Below are 15,203 nucleotides of genomic sequence, written 5' to 3'. Positions count from 1 at the left end.
AAATGGAGAATCACAAAATTATTGAAAATTGGATTGTCAGGGGGATGCTCTAATTTTAATTAAATGGAGGCATAGAAAATAGGGCTGATAGAAAAAAGGATTCATAGAAAAACAAGTTAACTAAACATTGCTAGAAAGCCTGATTTTAAACTGCCCTAGGCTGCTTTTCCTAGAGTTACTAGAGATTTCTTTACGAATCCCCATGTTGTCATGCTTTTCCGTATCCGATCCTGCTCACCGCAGCCTTGCGGAACAAGCCCCAGCCATGCCGTTCAGCCAAACCGCATGCCCCATCGGCGCAGACACTAGCTTAACGGTACCATCGGGTTCTCGCCGCCAGCCCTGAGCCTGCACGATCGGAACAGGATTGGCCAGAACGGGGAGCACAACGCGATCGGGGGTTGCGGATTGACGATCGGTTGATTCCTCGGGTAAGGGCACCCATTGGGCCATGCCTACGGCGTTTTCCAGGGGTTCCTCGGGGCTGAGGGGCAGACCACCCCGCCCACTCACGACAAATGAACTGCTGGAGGCTTGCTGACTGGGTTGGCAGTCCTGGGAAATCTTGTTGGCAGGATCGGCTAAGTTCGTGGGTAGGGCGACGAGTCCTCGGTTGGGGTCGATGTTGAGGGTATTAAGAGTCACCGTACCGTTCAGACCAAATTGAGAACTGGCGGTAATGTCACTAAACGGGGTGAGTTGGGATTGAAATTGCAAACCGTAGATCGCATTGGTCGTAATTGTAATATTGCCCCCGTTTCCCGTAAAGGCATTCGCCCGGATGTCGCTATTTTCCCCCAATACCCCCAGAATAAACGGTGTAGCGATCGTGATATTGCCCCCATTTCCCCCTGCTTGAATGGTTCCTGCACTGGTCAAGATGTTGCTTTTTTCCCGTAATAGCAACAAATTATGGGCATTGAGAACAATATTTGCACCATTGCCCGAAACACTTCCTGCGCTAATCTCACTGTCATTGATCAGTCGAATTGTATCGGCTGTAATCTCTAAATTCCCCGCTTGTCCACGACTTAAATTACTGGTACTGATTCCCGCCCCATTCGTGACGTTGAGAGATTTGGTCTGAATCCGGATATCTCCCCCTTGTCCCTGACCTATACGCGCCACTTGGCTAGCAATCCCACTGCTCTGTCCATTGGCAGTTGTTCCATTGAGATCGATCGTCTCTGCCGTAATCTCAATTTTTCCTGCATCGCCCACCCCCGCTGTCCCCGTACTGACCGTTGCGCCGTTGGTGACTGTCAATGAACCCGTCTCCAGCCCGATCGTCCCCCCTCGACCGATCGCGCCGGGAGCCACCACACTGACAATGCCGCCGCCCGCGAAATCAGGAGAAGTACTATCCAGCACGATCGTGGAGGCTTTGACCCGCACATTCCCCGCTGGCCCTTGGCCAAAGGTACTGGCTGCCACCGTACCCCCCTGGGTGATCGTCAACCCATCAGCGGCGATCGTGACATTGCCCCCCTGACCTTTGCCCGTGCGACCTACCTCACTGGTAATGGACGTCGCAAATTGTCCGTCGGGAGTCACCCCCTCTACGCTGATTCGATCGGCAATAATGTCAACATTTCCCGCATTACCAATGCCAAATGTTTTGGCAGATACGGTGGCCCCTCGGTTCATCCGCAGTGTTCCCGTCTGCACGATGATATCCCCACCCTCACCTATTCCCGTCTCATTCACTGCACTAAAAATTCCGCTACTGGCGCTTCCACTCGGAGTCGTGCCCTCTAGAACAATCGTATTTGCCTTAACTGTTACATTTCCCGCATTGCCAATGCCAAAGGTACTGGCGGAAATGTTAGCCCCATTGGTCGCAGTCAGGGAATCTGTCTGCACCGTGATATTTCCCCCCTGCCCTCTGACATTAGCCGCCACTTGGCTGGCAATCCCCGTGGGCGATTGGTTCTTGGGGCTGCTGCCATCGAGGATAATTGTCTTCGCAGTTACCTGCACATTGCCAGCGATCCCATTTCCAAAGGTGCTAGAAAGAACGGTTGATCCTTGAGTAAGAGTCAATAAATGGGTTGTGACAATAATATCTCCTCCGCGTGCGTTTCCGGTTGAGTCTAGTGTTAGGCTACCAATTCCACTTCCAATATCATTGCTTGAGATACCGCTGAGGTTGATTATATTCGCCGTAACCTGTACTTTCCCAGCATTGCCCCCACCCGCAGTTCTAGTTGCAATGTTAGAACCCTCTAAGGCTTGAACGTTAGTCGCGGTAATTACAATTTCGCCCCCTTGCCCGATCGCGCCCCTAGCTACTTCATTGGCGATCGCGGAGCCTTGATTCAGTTGCAGGTTTTCTTGGGCATTGACTGTAATGTTTCCTGCTTGGTTATCAGCTGCATTATCATTTCCTCTGAGGATTCCCGAAATTAGGAAACTTTTATTTAAAACAATATTGCGCCCAGTCAGTTGAATTCCGCCCCCACCCTGACTGGCGGCTACATTTATAACGGATTCATTGTTTAATGTAATATTCTGCTGAACTGTATTAATGGGTAGAGTAATATTCAGACGATCGCGATTCAGACCGAGATCTACAGTCCCTCCTGGCCCGATGCTGGCTAATTGGATCTGATGCCCCGGCGCAAAAATCAACGAACTCTCCAGCGTTATATTGCCACCAATCAGTGCAAAATCTGTAAATCGACTATTGACGGCTGAACTAATTCGCATCCTGGAGCGAATGTCTCCCGGAGCCTGTCCCATTTGTATGCCGATCGGGACACTGAGGGTCAGCAACGGTGATGGGTCGTTGGTGCGCAAAACCGTTCCATCGGAAAATTGCAGACGATCGCCCGTCGTCGCTAAAAATGAACCACCAATGTTCACCGCAGCTCGAGGGCCAAAAATGATGCCGTTGGGATTGAGTAGGAAAACATTGGCTGGATTGCTGGTGGCGATCGTACCGTTAATGTTGGAAATAAATGAGTCCCCCAGCCCCGTGACTCGAACAATCACATTGCGAATGGCTGGAGTGGTAACAAAACCTGCTAAATCACGATTCGGCAAAGAAAATTCGCGAAAACTGTGAAATAAATTCTCCCCTCGAAGAGTCCCACTCGTAATGGTGCAATTCCCTGTACAGGGCGCGATCGGAGAACCGTTGACCTGCGTTCCCAGCGTCCCATCCCCCGCAATCTGCGCCCAACTTGACCCAGGCAACACTATCGGAGCCAGCAGCAGGCATCCACTGAGCAGTCTAACGTCACGGGGAAGCGGTTGTCGTCTGGAAAGATGCTGTCGCCACTGCTTTAGATTGACCATAGTTTAGCCGATATTGTATGGGTAGGCGCGGTGATTACCCACAGCCTACCAAACACACAAACTACAACACAAGTCATCACATAAATCAACATATCAATTACGATCGATCGTAGCTGGCCATCGCTATTACGATTGCTTCAAACGATGGTAGGCAAAGGTGCCTCGTATCGCGTTGATAAATGCACAAATGAGGAGAATTGTAACAATAATCCCGGCTCCCATCTTGGGTCCTAATGCAACCTGCATATACACTCGCTCGATGCAATACACAATCAATCCAGCCACCGCTGCAATCCGGGACATCCGATAAATCCCCAAGGCAATGATGGCAAATAAAGCCGCATCAATTAATGACCAAGCATTGATCGGAATTCCTGCGGGTAAAATTTTAAACATAGAGGCGAGGGCGACGATCGTGGTCATTCCTGTGACAAAGCAAGCTGCCCAAGTTCCTTGATGGGCTACCGCTTGGGCATCTCCTAGCGTTTCGATCGGGGGGAAAAAATTATTTTTTTTGCTAGGCTTCGATTTAGAGTTCATAATTAACCTCTTACAACAAGATGGATTGGGTTCAATGCGATTGGGTTCAATGCGATTGGGTTTAGTCGGGCCGCTATTGTCTATTCAATACTCTTTCCAGCGTTCTACCACATATGCCAAAACCACTGGAAATCTTTGGTACGACTGAGGTAAGCCGGATATTCCGTCACCTGATATCTAATAGGGCTAGAAATTTCAGCGTATTCAGATAGGAGAAATACCATCATCTATCGAATGAGCTGCCGTTGAATGATGCAGTGCTGAACTTTGAACAAGGGCGGTGTAATATCCTTGCTGGGCCAAAAGCTGGTCATGGGTTCCCTGTTCTACGATCGTGCCTTGGTCAACCACCAAAATTAAATCAGCATTGCGGATGGTGCTGAGTCGATGGGCAATGACAATGCGCGTACAGGCTAACTGGCTTAAGTTGCGCTCTACCCAACTTTCAGTCACACCATCTAGATGACTAGTCGCTTCATCTAATAAAAGAATGGCAGGCTGGTGGGCAATGGCACGGGCGATCGCGAGCCGTTGACGCTGTCCCCCTGACAAACCTGTCCCGCCCTCTGCAACTGGGGTGTCATAGCCCATGGGCAATTGCATAATCTCATCATGGAGCAGGGCTAATTGCGCAGCCTTCTGCACCTGCGCTAAGGAGAGATCCGGATGGTTCACAGCAATATTGTGGCGAATTGATCCACTAAATAAAAAGGGCTCCTGAAGCACCACTCCAAACTGGCGACGCAAACTACGCCAATTCAAATCGGTGAGGGCAATGCCATCGTAGAGAATCGCTCCACTGGTCGGTACGTATAACCCAAGGAGCAACTTAGCAAGGGTACTTTTTCCTGACCCAGAACGTCCCACCAACGCGATCGTCTGCCTCGGTTGAATTGTCATAGAAATCTGGTGCAGTACCAGAGGAGCTTGAGGACTATAGCGAAAACTAACCTGTTGTAATTCCATCTGTCCAGTCAGGGGAGGTGCAAGTTCTCCTTCTTGGGGTTTCTGCTCCGGCAGAGCCATCCAAACATCCCGTAACCGATCGAGGTGCGCCCCCACTAGTTGCAACCGTTGAGCATTAGATACAAGGGAGGATAATGGCATTAAAAAGGCAGCCGCGATCGCATTCAACGCGAGCATCATTCCTAAACTCATCGTGCCACTGAATACCGCCTGAGTCCCTAACCACAATAAAATTAAGGGCGACATGGTGCGCAAACAGAGCATGACTGTATCCACGATTGTTGCTAAATGATTACGCTGGAGAGCAACATTGAGTTGCTTATAAAATAGCGTAGACCAATGATCAAAGGCCCGATCTTCTGCACCACAAGCTTTTAGCGTTTGAATGCCACTCAAAACTTCCACCAGATAGCCCTGGGAGTCAGCCTGCGCCCACAAATCCCGCTGGGTCAGGTCATGCATCGATCGTGTGGTTCCCCAAATGACCCCAACTTGTAACAACCCTAGCAGCAATACAATGCCCCCAAACAGCGGCGACTGTAGCAGCAGCACCAGTAAATATCCGAGAACAAACAGGCTATCAAGAACCATGGATAGGGTTTGACTCGTCAAAGTTTCACGGATCACGGCATTGCTACCGAGACGCATTAGCAAATCGCCCGTAGTCCGCTGTTCAAAAAAACGAAAGGGAAGGGTTAAGAGATGCTCGAAAAAAACTAACATCATCCGCAGGTCAATGCGAGCCTGTAGATAAATTAATAATGCTCCACGCAAATAGCTCGTAATCAATTGCATGAACAACACAATCACCATCCCGATCGCTAAAATGGGCATGATGTGAGTCAGATGAAGCGGTAATACTCGATCGATGAGTAGCTGTGTCAAAACGGGTAACACTAGCCCCAGTCCCTGTAACAGGAGTGAGGTGGCTAAGATCTGTATCCACAGCCCTGGCGTTTGGCGCAAGTAATGACCTAAATAGTCTTGCCAGCGCAGGGAGAGATGAGGTGCTTGTGAGGTGAACTGCGTCCCTGGCTCCAAGGTGAGGACTACCCCAGTAAACGCCGCTGCAAAGTCCACAGGCGTTAACCGACAGCGACCACTATCCGGATCGACAATGGTAATCTGTCGGGGAGTCCAGCGCTCTACAACAACAAAATGCTTAAAGTTCCAATGGGCGATCGCGGGCAAAGGCACATGCCGAAAATCCTGTAGTTCCTGCACTGAATAGGCTTTGACACGCAGTCCATAGTGCCGTGCGGCTTGAGCGATCGCTTCTGCTGTTACCCCATCGCGACCCACTCCGATAAACTCCCGGCACTCACTGACCTGAGTTTGTCTGCCATAGTAGCTGAGAATCATCGCCAGACAGGCTGCACCACATTCCGTAGCATTCAACTGAAGCCGCACAGGAACTCGTTGCTGAACTCGTTGCTGAAATCGGTGAATTCTTCCTTTTAGTTGGCGAAGCACCATGGTTAACCCCGTTAGCAGTACCTTACTCTTTGGGAAGGTTTGATTTTGAAGGGGGCGATTTTGGAGGGCACGGTTGCGAAAGGTCCGTTTGCGGAGAGGTTTGAAAGTGCTCATGATTTAGATAGGCCGGAATTTTAGTGAGCCAAGCGATCGTGCTGCTCATCCCCAGCACCCCTAACAGCATCCAGAGGTAGGCAAAGGTGCGCGGCGAAACCAGTCGGGGTAACACAGTGGACTCTTGTCCAGCAACATAACGGCGAACCGCCTCTTCCCGAAAGATGGAACGCGAGACTGTTGGCATTGGATCAGTCGATCGAGGTGCTTTGGGGAATTGCATCGTCATCGGCTCCTTTGCAAAGGTGCGATCGTGGGTGCGATTGACGGTGTAGACAGAAGGTTTATGGCGGTAGGCTTTGGTGGTTCTAGCACCAAGATTGAGGGCACTTGATTGGGGTCTACTAGACGCAGCAACCCATAGCCAATGCCTGCCAACCCTGTCATTAGGCCAGGAGATTCCACACCCAGAGGAATACCGCATTGCCAGCCCTGCTGTTGTATGCTGCCTAGAATCTGCTCAGCAAGGCGATCGATCTGAGGCTGCAACTGTTTGTTCTGCAAACAGTCCCGTGCCTGCAATAGCAAATCCAGATTGCCCAAGCTGCCATGGCATAGGGAGTGATTGCCCCCGAAGCCCTGGGTCAGTGTCGTGGCGATCGCAGCCTCAATTTCCGCAACCATCTGCGCATCCTGGAGATAGGGTAAACATTGAACCCGTCCCAGCCCAATTCCAGGAGCACCATGGCACCAAGCAGTCATAAAATTCATGCGATCGTTCCGCCCCGTCTGCACTGAGTTAGCAAACTCTCGTAGATCGGGCCAATTCTGCTGCTCCGGGGAGAAAAGATGACGTTCATAGGCGATCGCGCCTTGGGCCGCTGTCCGAAATCGGGTTTCTCCTGTGAGTGCGGACAATTCTAGCAACGCCCAAGCGATCCCTGCGGTTCCGTGGGAAAAGCCTGTTAAGGGTTGTGTGGTTTTGCTGCTGCTGGGCCAGCCAATTCCATGCAGTTGGGGTTGGGCTGATTTGAGGAGATGTTCACCACATTGCATCGCAACATCGAGCGTGGCATCTGAGGGCGCACAAGAGTGGAGCGATCGTAAACTCCCAATACAGCCAGCCGCACCTCCCAACACGTCAAATAATTCATCTTGATGAATACAATCTGGAATGCATTGGACAATGGCCTCTGCTTCGGCGATTAATTCAGATTTGTGCCACAGTTGTCCTAAATGCGTCAATGTGTAAATAATGCCACCCCATCCACTAAATCCACCAATTTGCTGTATTCGCGAACGATGTTGTTCAACTTTGCGTAGCATGGTGGTTAACGTTGCCTGAGCGAGATCTGTATAGCGCTGCTCATTGGTCATTGCTCCTAGATAAGCTAGAAAAAGCAGGACTCCTGGCAATCCATCGTACAAATCTAGCCCCAAGGGCACCACAGACCAATGACGCTCATTCACCCAGGTTAAGCCAATCCAAGCGGCATCCTCTGCACCCCGCAGTGCTAACGTTGCTAGGCGATCGCCAATGGCACAGGCGGCAGTTAGACTACGATCGCGAATGAGCTGACGGTCGGGGGATCGGTCGGACAGTGTTAATGGTTGAATAGAATTGTTCTTCCGAGGTGGCGAATCCAGAGATTCCACACCCAGAGATTCCACATCCGGAGATTCTGTACCTAGAGATTCTGCACCTAGAGATAGTGAAGTTAATGAAGCACGAATAATCCAGAGTTGTCGAGCTAAATCAGATTGACTCAGTTGCCGCAGACGATCCTGCACAGACGCTAAACTAGTTCGCTCCAAAAAATCTGGAATTCTTGCCCCAGCACTAGTCCAAAGATCTCTAGAATTGGGGCGCGTCGTAAACATGGGGATATCGCCATTGCGCAAATCTGCTTGCTCAAAGGAAATCAGCTTTGCTAAGTAAGGGCTGTGTTCTACTGCGAGCCAAAGACGATCCAGCAAGCGATCGCGATCTAAGGCATTACGAAGGACATCGGGATGGGAACTTTCCATCAGCAATAAGCCATAGGTGCGAGTTGCACGCACAATCACGCGAATAGTATCGTCTGCAAACTGTTGCAGAGGACTAGACTCGGCCAACAGTTCCTGGCGATATTGGCATAGTAATTGGTAAATCTGAGTGAATCCAGTGGTGATGGCGTCAGCATAGTGCAACACATTGACTGGTTGACCATTCAGGGTAGGACGGTTCTGTTCCTCCGACAGTTCAATACGCTTGCGAGTCAGCCGCATTTCATCGGTACCGACGCCCTCCCAATGAATCACTTCATGGGGGGTGAGTTGCCCCGCAGCAGACCCCAAACCACTAATATCAATGCCTTCTGCCTGAGAATTTGACCAAATTCGGTGGGGAAGTAATCCGATCGCATAGACAGAGTTGTACAGTGTTCGATCGGCTAGTTGATCGGCTTGTTTAGGGCCTAGTTCATCAATATGGGGATGGAAGAGAGCTTCTAGATCAAGCAAGACGGGCTGTTCTCCAGCGGCAATTAAATTTTCGTGGTGAAAATCAACAGCTTCCAAAGCATAGAGAATTGCCAAATAACCGCCTTGACGTTGGTAAAATCGTTGAATTTCGGCTTTTGTGCTACAAGGTTGAGCAGTGATGTACTCTACCCATCCATAGCTCCCTCGATCGCAGAGATTCAATAATTTAAAGGGAGGATGATCACCCCGTTGATTGATCCATTGTAGAAGTTCCTGAAAATGTCGATCGAGGGAGAGCGATCGGGGTTTATAAACAATCTGAAAGCCAGAACTAAATTTAGCAATCATCACACTGCGACCACCCCGATGGCTATCTCCCGCGCCACCAGTGAGTTCTGTGAGCAATCCTGGATCGCTGTGGGGAGTAAATTGCGATCGAATCATCTGCCAATCAGCACAAAGGCGTTGGAGAAATTCCAAATTCACCGTGACCCAATGTTCAATACACAGGATTAATTGTCTGGCTAATACAGGATATTCTTGCAAAATACTCAAAGCAACATCACGTTGGCGCAACCGTTGAGTAAAACTTTGAAATCTTTCTTCAGGGTTTTCTCCCTGTAATAATCCCTGTAAACGGGCCACATTGAGTTCTAATACTAATGTGCGATTGGCTAGCTTTAGCAATAATCCCGGCAGGTAGCTCCAAAGCAAGTGTTCGATCGTATCTGGATTAAACGGTAAGTCAGAATTGGCTTGGATGAGGGTTTGAATGCCTTGGTGGAGGCGATCGCGACCTTGACGAATCAATGGTTCAATCAATTCTAAAAATCCCAAGGTTTTGACATCTTTCAAGACTTCGGGAAAGGTCAGCGGTGTTGCTGCCAATGGCTGTACAAAGGCTTGGGCTAATTCAGTTAACCAAGTAGGCGGCTCAGTCTGTCGATCGTACAGGACTGCGGCTGGTTCACCTAGAATCTGCAAAAATTCTGCTTCGCTAATGCCTTCTGTTGCCAATCGTTGGGCAAAGTAGGACGCTCGATCGAAGGGGGATTGGGTTTTCCAGCGATCGTAATAACGTTGTGCCCGATTGGGATCGATGTATCGCTTAGCATTGGTTTTTCGATTAACATTTAGGATTTTATGTTGTGGCGCTTTCAATAATGCAACTCGTTCAGATAAGCTGATGGCTTGATACCAGTCAGGAGAGGCCAAATCAGGATAATTCATAGGTTTTATGGGGGGACTTTTGAGTTGGCACGATCGATGATCAAATTACTTGGTACAAGACTTGTGAGGAATGGTACGGAATCTTCAGTCATCAGCCTTTCAGAGAATCCGTACCAGCTTTTTCTACGTACCGAATAGGTGGAACAACGGTATATTTAGGTGCCACACCGATCCTGACAAACTGGCTGGTGGGAGCCTGCAAGACAACTATTAAAACCACCCACAACGGCCTCTAAATCTGCATCAGCCAACTGAATCAATCCTGCTGGATTTGTAGGCAGTTCAGTTAGCTGACTATTATTAAAACCATCTCGAAAGAATTCATCTTTCCAAAAACGAATCACATTTTCTTGAGACATGATTACCTCTAGGTGAATGTTGCAAGCAGTAATAAAGCGGGAATGCATAAGGTGATGAAGCTACCATTCCTGGTTTAATCACCACCTCATGCATCAAAGAACTACTTCAGTTGACATGTACATTCAGATATGAGTCTCAACTCGATTGGGCACCAAGTGTCTGTAGCCATTCCAGCACCAATCGCACCTAAATCTGTATCATTCAACTGAATCAATCCTGCTGGATTATCTGGCAATACAGTCTTCGCATCACGGTTCAAGCTGTTGCGAAAATCTGCATCTTTCCAAGCACGAATAATGTTTTCCTGAGACATGAGTAATCCTCCAAAAGTTATGTGAGCTTAAGGAAGTAATTGGTGATTAATTATTTCCTTACTTCTGTTTTAGCTGATAGCAATTCAGTATTGCCCACACATTCGAGTAGTTTTGATTCTTTGGAATTGTTGCATCTAATTTTTATTACTCTAGTGGAGTGATTTTTGTTGACTCTAAACGGCAAGATCTAATCCACAGCGTTTCTTAGAATGAATATTTTTTACATGAAACTTGACAGTATTTAAGCTAATATGCAAAGTTTCAGCAATATTTTGATAGGAATAGGCATGGCGTAATAGACGTAAAACCTCCGTTTCACGCTCCGTTAAGTCGTACTGCTGTTTTTCGATCTTCAAATCTTCTGCTAAACGATCGTTGCGGTCTTCCAGAAAAACCAAAACATAGGAACGATCGCAGGGTTCACCATGCACACCTGGCATCCGTCGATCGGTCAATAGACAAGCTCGAATCCGAATGGTGAGTTCTTCATTGACTGGGTAATCCAGAATAAAAGGCTCATCCGTCGAACTTCCCTCCTGAAACAATCGACGGGAAATATTCGACAAAATGGGGGGGAGGGGCGTGAAGGATGAACGGCCATTCCACAGTCGCCGATTGAGTTCCTTCGCCTTCCGGTTGAGATAGGTCGGTTCTAGGGTGTCAGAAATGAGCAGAATGCCCTCGCGCATCGATTCAACCAACATACTTTGCAAGGGATCAAACTTGATTTGCAAGGGATCAAACTGGAGAAGCCGATGATCGTGCATGTCCTTCATAGTCATTCTTCGTCCACAGAAATTACGAAAGTTCTAAAATAGACGGGTTTACACCTCGATCGGGTTACCTGTTCCTAGGGCTGGAAATTTGAGCCTATTCACGCCCTTAGCCATCTAGGATTAAGCCCCTTCAACTCTCTAGGGTTGAAAATTGTAGGCTATTCAGTTAGGCTGGGCATCGGGTTCAACCTTGATATTCGGGAGTCTCCGCCGATGTTGCGCTATTCCCTCCGGTCTATCTTACGATCGCTGGCTAAATTGCTGACTCGATCGATCGCCTCATCCAGCTTCGTCACAGGCTTATTGCTTTTTACCTTAGCCGCAAGTTTTACCATCGCGATCGCAGCCCCCCCTACCACGCCTCCATCGTCTACAGGGGCTACGGGGGCTGCTTGGATGGTGCAGGGAAAAGCATTGTATGACGCAGGAAAGTTGACCGACGCGATCGCGGTTTTGCGGCAAGCAGTGCAGTATTACAAAACCCAGGGTGATGCCTTGCGCACTGCGATCGGGTTGAGTAATCTTGCCTTGGTTTACCAGCAGATGGGCCAGTGGAACAACGCAAATCAGGCAATAACCGAAAGCTTAACGTTATTAGGAGTGACAACGGATCAAAATATTTCTAGCAACGTAATTAAAAAGGTTCAAACGCTTGCTCTGAAAACTCAAAATTTACCAATTCTGGTACAGATATTAGATATTTATGGAACACTACAATTAGATGCAGGGCAGGCAGAATCCGCGATCGCGATTTGGCAGCAGGTTGAATCGATCTATCAGCAACTTGGAGAGGTTCAGGGCCAGGTGCAAAGCCGCATTCACCAAGCCCATGCACTACGCACCCTAGGTTACTATCGACGGGCCTTGACGCTCCTGACAGAAGCCCGATCGCAGCTAGAACGTCAGCCCCCGTCACTCACGCAAGTCACCGCCCTGCGATCGCTGGGAAATACCCTGCGCCTGATGGGTAATCTTGAGCAATCCCGCGAGGTCTTGCAGCAGGGATTGACGATCGCGCAGGGATTGCAATCAACTCCCGTTAATTCCCAGCCAATGATCGAGGCTGAAATCAGTGCGCTTTACATGGGCTTGGGAAATGCGGCAAGGGCGCAGCAAGATCTACCCACCGCCAGTGAGTTCTATCAACAGGCAGCCCGTTTCGCAACTGCACCGATCGACCAGATTCAAGCGCAAATTAATAGATTCAGCCTGTTCGTGGATCAGCGCCAATTTTCTGCGGCCCAGAATTTGATACCCGATCTGCAAAGTCAATTGGTCAGCCTTCCAGCCAGCCAGTCTAGTTGCTATGCTCAGATTTATTACGCCCGATCGTTGATCAAGCTAGCCGAGCAAACGGCTGCACCCCAGATGCTCCAACAAGCGGCGATCGACCGGCTCACCACCGCAATCCAGCAGGCCCATCGCCTCGGCAACGATCGAGCAGAATCCTACGGGTTGGGCAACTTGGGACATTTATACGAACAGCAGGGGCAGTGGAACGTGGCTCAAACCGCTACCCAACAAGCTCTCCAGTTAGCGCAGGCATCAAACGCCCCAGATATCGCCTATCGCTGGCATTGGCAACTGGGACGACTGCTGAAGCAGCAGGGCGCTACAAAACCCGCGATCGCAGCCTATGATGCGGCTCTCAACGAATTGAAAATGCTGCGCAAAGATTTAGTGGCGGTCGATCGGGATGTACAATTTTCCTTTCGAGATAGTGTTGAACCCGTCTATCGTGAATCCGTTGAATTATTGTTGCAATCGTCCTCTGACAAAGAATCTGAACCTTATTTAGATCAAGCGAGACAGCGGATCGAAGCTTTGCAGCTTGCTGAACTGGATAACTTTTTTAGAGAAGCCTGTTTAGACCATCAAACTGTTTTATTGGATCAAGTCGTCGATCTCGATCGTTCTCAGGTTGCCATTCTCTACCCCATCCTCCTCCCCAATCAATTGGAGGTGATTGTTAAACTCCCAAATCAACCGCTGCATCACCATACGATCGCGGTGACAAAATCCGAAGTTGAACAGACGCTACAACAACTCCAACAAAATCTGACAGAGCTAGATGCAACGTCTACGATTCAAAAACTGTCCCATCAGGTTTATCGCTGGCTGATTCAACCGATCGAATCTGATTTACAACGGAGTCAGATCGATACCTTAGTTTTTGTGTTGGATGGTGCTTTACGCAGAATTCCCATGGCGGGACTTTACGACGGAAAACAGTATCTTGTTGAAAAATATGCGGTTGCCTTGAATCTTGGACTCCAACTCTTCCCTCCAAAAAGCCTGAAGCCTGAGCAATTCAACGTTTTAGCCGCAGGCTTGGTGCAACCACCCCAACCCTTTCGACAACAATTTCCACCCTTGCCTGAAATCAAAACTGAATTTGCCCAAATTACAAAAGCCGGAATTGCTACGCAACAACTGTTGGATCAAGCCTTTACGAGTCAGGCATTAGAAGCCCAGGTTCGTTCCACTAAATTCAATATCGTTCACCTTGCAACCCATGGTCAGTTTAGTTCCCAGGCTAAAAACACGTTTATCCTGGCTGCCGATGGCCCCATTAATGTCACCCAATTCGATGCTCTCCTGCGCGATCGCAACCAATCCCAATCAGCCGCGATCGAACTGCTGGTGCTGAGCGCTTGCCAAACGGCGGAAGGGGACGATCGGGCAACCCTAGGACTGGCAGGCGTGGCGGCAAAAGCTGGGGCGCGTAGTACTGTGGCTTCCCTTTGGCATATTGATGACCATTCCACAGCCCTCCTCATGGGCGCTTTTTATCATGAGTTAGCCAAGACCCAAGTTAGCAAGGCAGAAGCGCTGCGCCGTGCCCAAGTCAGCCTACTAAAAAATTATCCCAACTATAGTCACATTGGTTTTTGGGCAGCCTATGTGTTGGTCGGGAATTGGTTGTAATACCGAATCAACGACTGCCCGATCGCGCTACAAATTCCCCACCCTTGTACGGTTGACGGGAAGAACGATCGCCGCTACATTGCTATAGTTAAGCAGCAATCGGAGATTCAAACCCTGCTGCTGATAAGCCCGAAAAACTAGCGCGATCGCAATGAGATTCCCGCCTCAAAACGATCGCTAAGCCCCCAAGCTGTCCGAGGCAGCATGGTGACCTGGATTGCATTTTAGCACCCCCAGCCGCCCTGTTTCGCCATGTCAGAAATCGGGGCGGCTAGCTTTTTGGGGTTTTCCTCGTCCATTAACTTCACATTTGAGGAACCCCGATGACACGCTATACCAAAAAAATCAAGCTACAACTGAGCGGTGATGCCGATGCCGTTGATGCTGCGATTGGCATTTTGCACGTTCTCAACTTCATCAGCGCCCACGACTGGAGTCAAACCGTCCGCAAACGGGGAGAACCCACCGTCGTGCGGGTTGCGGCTAGGGAGATCATGCTAGAAGGCTAGATCCCCCTAAATCCCCCTTATTAAGGGGGACTTTGAACTATTTTGACTAAATTCCCCCCTTAATGAGGGAGGCTAGGGGGGGATCAGATCTACGCGATCGACCAGATGTCCGATCCCCCTAAATTCCCATTATTAAGGGGATTTTGAACTATTTTGACTAAATTCCCCCCTTATTAAGGGGGGCTAGCGATTATCTTGAAAGTCAAGTAGGTTGGGGCAGAACTTGCCCTGGATTAGCTATGGCCGCAGGGTTCCAGAAGGTTCCCTGCTTGACCATGGCATTGAGA

The 15,203-nt window shown here is 49.2% G+C and carries 10 protein-coding genes; 2 read left to right on the top strand and 8 right to left on the bottom strand.

Annotated elements, in window-relative coordinates:
* Positions 1-234: 234 nt before the first annotated feature.
* The 8 genes from ACN4EG_RS18355 to ACN4EG_RS18320 all read right to left on the bottom strand — a co-directional run bounded on the left by ACN4EG_RS18355 (position 235) and on the right by ACN4EG_RS18320 (position 11,479).
* Entirely contained in the window at positions 235-3,300 is a 3,066-nt protein-coding gene (locus tag ACN4EG_RS18355) for a two-partner secretion domain-containing protein (RefSeq protein WP_431631576.1), read from the bottom strand.
* Positions 3,301-3,426: 126 nt separating this feature from the next.
* The gene (locus ACN4EG_RS18350) at positions 3,427-3,840 is read right to left on the bottom strand and encodes a hypothetical protein (protein WP_431631575.1); all 414 of its coding nucleotides are present in this window, start codon (positions 3,838-3,840) and stop codon (positions 3,427-3,429) included.
* Between the two features lie 204 nt (positions 3,841-4,044).
* Positions 4,045-6,282, bottom strand: coding sequence for a peptidase domain-containing ABC transporter (locus ACN4EG_RS18345; RefSeq protein ID WP_431631574.1), 2,238 nt, complete (start codon positions 6,280-6,282; stop codon positions 4,045-4,047).
* 22 nt (positions 6,283-6,304) lie between these two features.
* Positions 6,305-6,619, bottom strand: a complete 315-nt coding sequence (locus ACN4EG_RS18340) for a hypothetical protein (protein ID WP_431631573.1) — start codon at positions 6,617-6,619, stop codon at positions 6,305-6,307.
* A 2-nt stretch (positions 6,620-6,621) separates the two neighbouring features.
* Positions 6,622-10,029, bottom strand: a complete 3,408-nt coding sequence (locus ACN4EG_RS18335; RefSeq protein WP_431631572.1) for a type 2 lanthipeptide synthetase LanM family protein — start codon at positions 10,027-10,029, stop codon at positions 6,622-6,624.
* 155 nt (positions 10,030-10,184) lie between these two features.
* Positions 10,185-10,388, bottom strand: a complete 204-nt coding sequence (locus tag ACN4EG_RS18330; protein ID WP_431631571.1) for a mersacidin/lichenicidin family type 2 lantibiotic — start codon at positions 10,386-10,388, stop codon at positions 10,185-10,187.
* Positions 10,389-10,489: 101 nt separating this feature from the next.
* Positions 10,490-10,702 (bottom strand): mersacidin/lichenicidin family type 2 lantibiotic, encoded by a 213-nt coding sequence (locus tag ACN4EG_RS18325; protein WP_431631570.1) that lies wholly within the window; start codon positions 10,700-10,702, stop codon positions 10,490-10,492.
* Positions 10,703-10,876: 174 nt separating this feature from the next.
* On the bottom strand, positions 10,877-11,479 hold the full coding sequence (locus ACN4EG_RS18320; RefSeq protein ID WP_431631569.1) for a helix-turn-helix transcriptional regulator: 603 nt from the start codon (positions 11,477-11,479) through the stop codon (positions 10,877-10,879).
* Positions 11,480-11,692: 213 nt separating this feature from the next.
* On the opposite strand from ACN4EG_RS18320, the gene ACN4EG_RS18315 reads away from it, so the two are divergent.
* Together ACN4EG_RS18315 and ACN4EG_RS18310 are read left to right on the top strand one after the other, a co-directional pair.
* On the top strand, positions 11,693-14,407 hold the full coding sequence (locus tag ACN4EG_RS18315; protein ID WP_431631568.1) for a CHAT domain-containing protein: 2,715 nt from the start codon (positions 11,693-11,695) through the stop codon (positions 14,405-14,407).
* A 323-nt stretch (positions 14,408-14,730) separates the two neighbouring features.
* A complete protein-coding gene (locus tag ACN4EG_RS18310) occupies positions 14,731-14,916 on the top strand; it encodes a hypothetical protein (protein WP_431631567.1) in 186 nt (61 codons plus the stop codon).
* Positions 14,917-15,203: the final 287 nt, after the last annotated feature.

This window comes from Alkalinema pantanalense CENA528 (assembly GCF_050753345.1).
In the GTDB taxonomy this organism is placed as follows: Bacteria; Cyanobacteriota; Cyanobacteriia; order Leptolyngbyales; family Leptolyngbyaceae; genus Alkalinema; species Alkalinema pantanalense.
The sequence above is the reverse complement of the archived record's forward strand: the minus strand, read 5'-3'. Positions and strand labels throughout refer to the sequence as shown.

Excerpts from the sequence above, each read along its gene's own strand:
- ACN4EG_RS18335 (WP_431631572.1), bottom strand. The coding sequence starts at position 10,029 with ATGAATTATCCTGATTTGGCCTCTCCTGACTGGTATCAAGCCATCAGC.
- ACN4EG_RS18320 (WP_431631569.1), bottom strand. The coding sequence starts at position 11,479 with ATGAAGGACATGCACGATCATCGGCTTCTCCAGTTTGATCCCTTGCAA.
- ACN4EG_RS18310 (WP_431631567.1), top strand. The coding sequence starts at position 14,731 with ATGACACGCTATACCAAAAAAATCAAGCTACAACTGAGCGGTGATGCC.
- ACN4EG_RS18340 (WP_431631573.1), bottom strand. The coding sequence starts at position 6,619 with ATGCAATTCCCCAAAGCACCTCGATCGACTGATCCAATGCCAACAGTC.
- ACN4EG_RS18350 (WP_431631575.1), bottom strand. The coding sequence starts at position 3,840 with ATGAACTCTAAATCGAAGCCTAGCAAAAAAAATAATTTTTTCCCCCCG.
- ACN4EG_RS18345 (WP_431631574.1), bottom strand. The coding sequence starts at position 6,282 with ATGGTGCTTCGCCAACTAAAAGGAAGAATTCACCGATTTCAGCAACGA.
- ACN4EG_RS18330 (WP_431631571.1), bottom strand. The coding sequence starts at position 10,388 with ATGTCTCAAGAAAATGTGATTCGTTTTTGGAAAGATGAATTCTTTCGA.
- ACN4EG_RS18315 (WP_431631568.1), top strand. The coding sequence starts at position 11,693 with ATGTTGCGCTATTCCCTCCGGTCTATCTTACGATCGCTGGCTAAATTG.
- ACN4EG_RS18325 (WP_431631570.1), bottom strand. The coding sequence starts at position 10,702 with ATGTCTCAGGAAAACATTATTCGTGCTTGGAAAGATGCAGATTTTCGC.
- ACN4EG_RS18355 (WP_431631576.1), bottom strand. The coding sequence starts at position 3,300 with ATGGTCAATCTAAAGCAGTGGCGACAGCATCTTTCCAGACGACAACCG.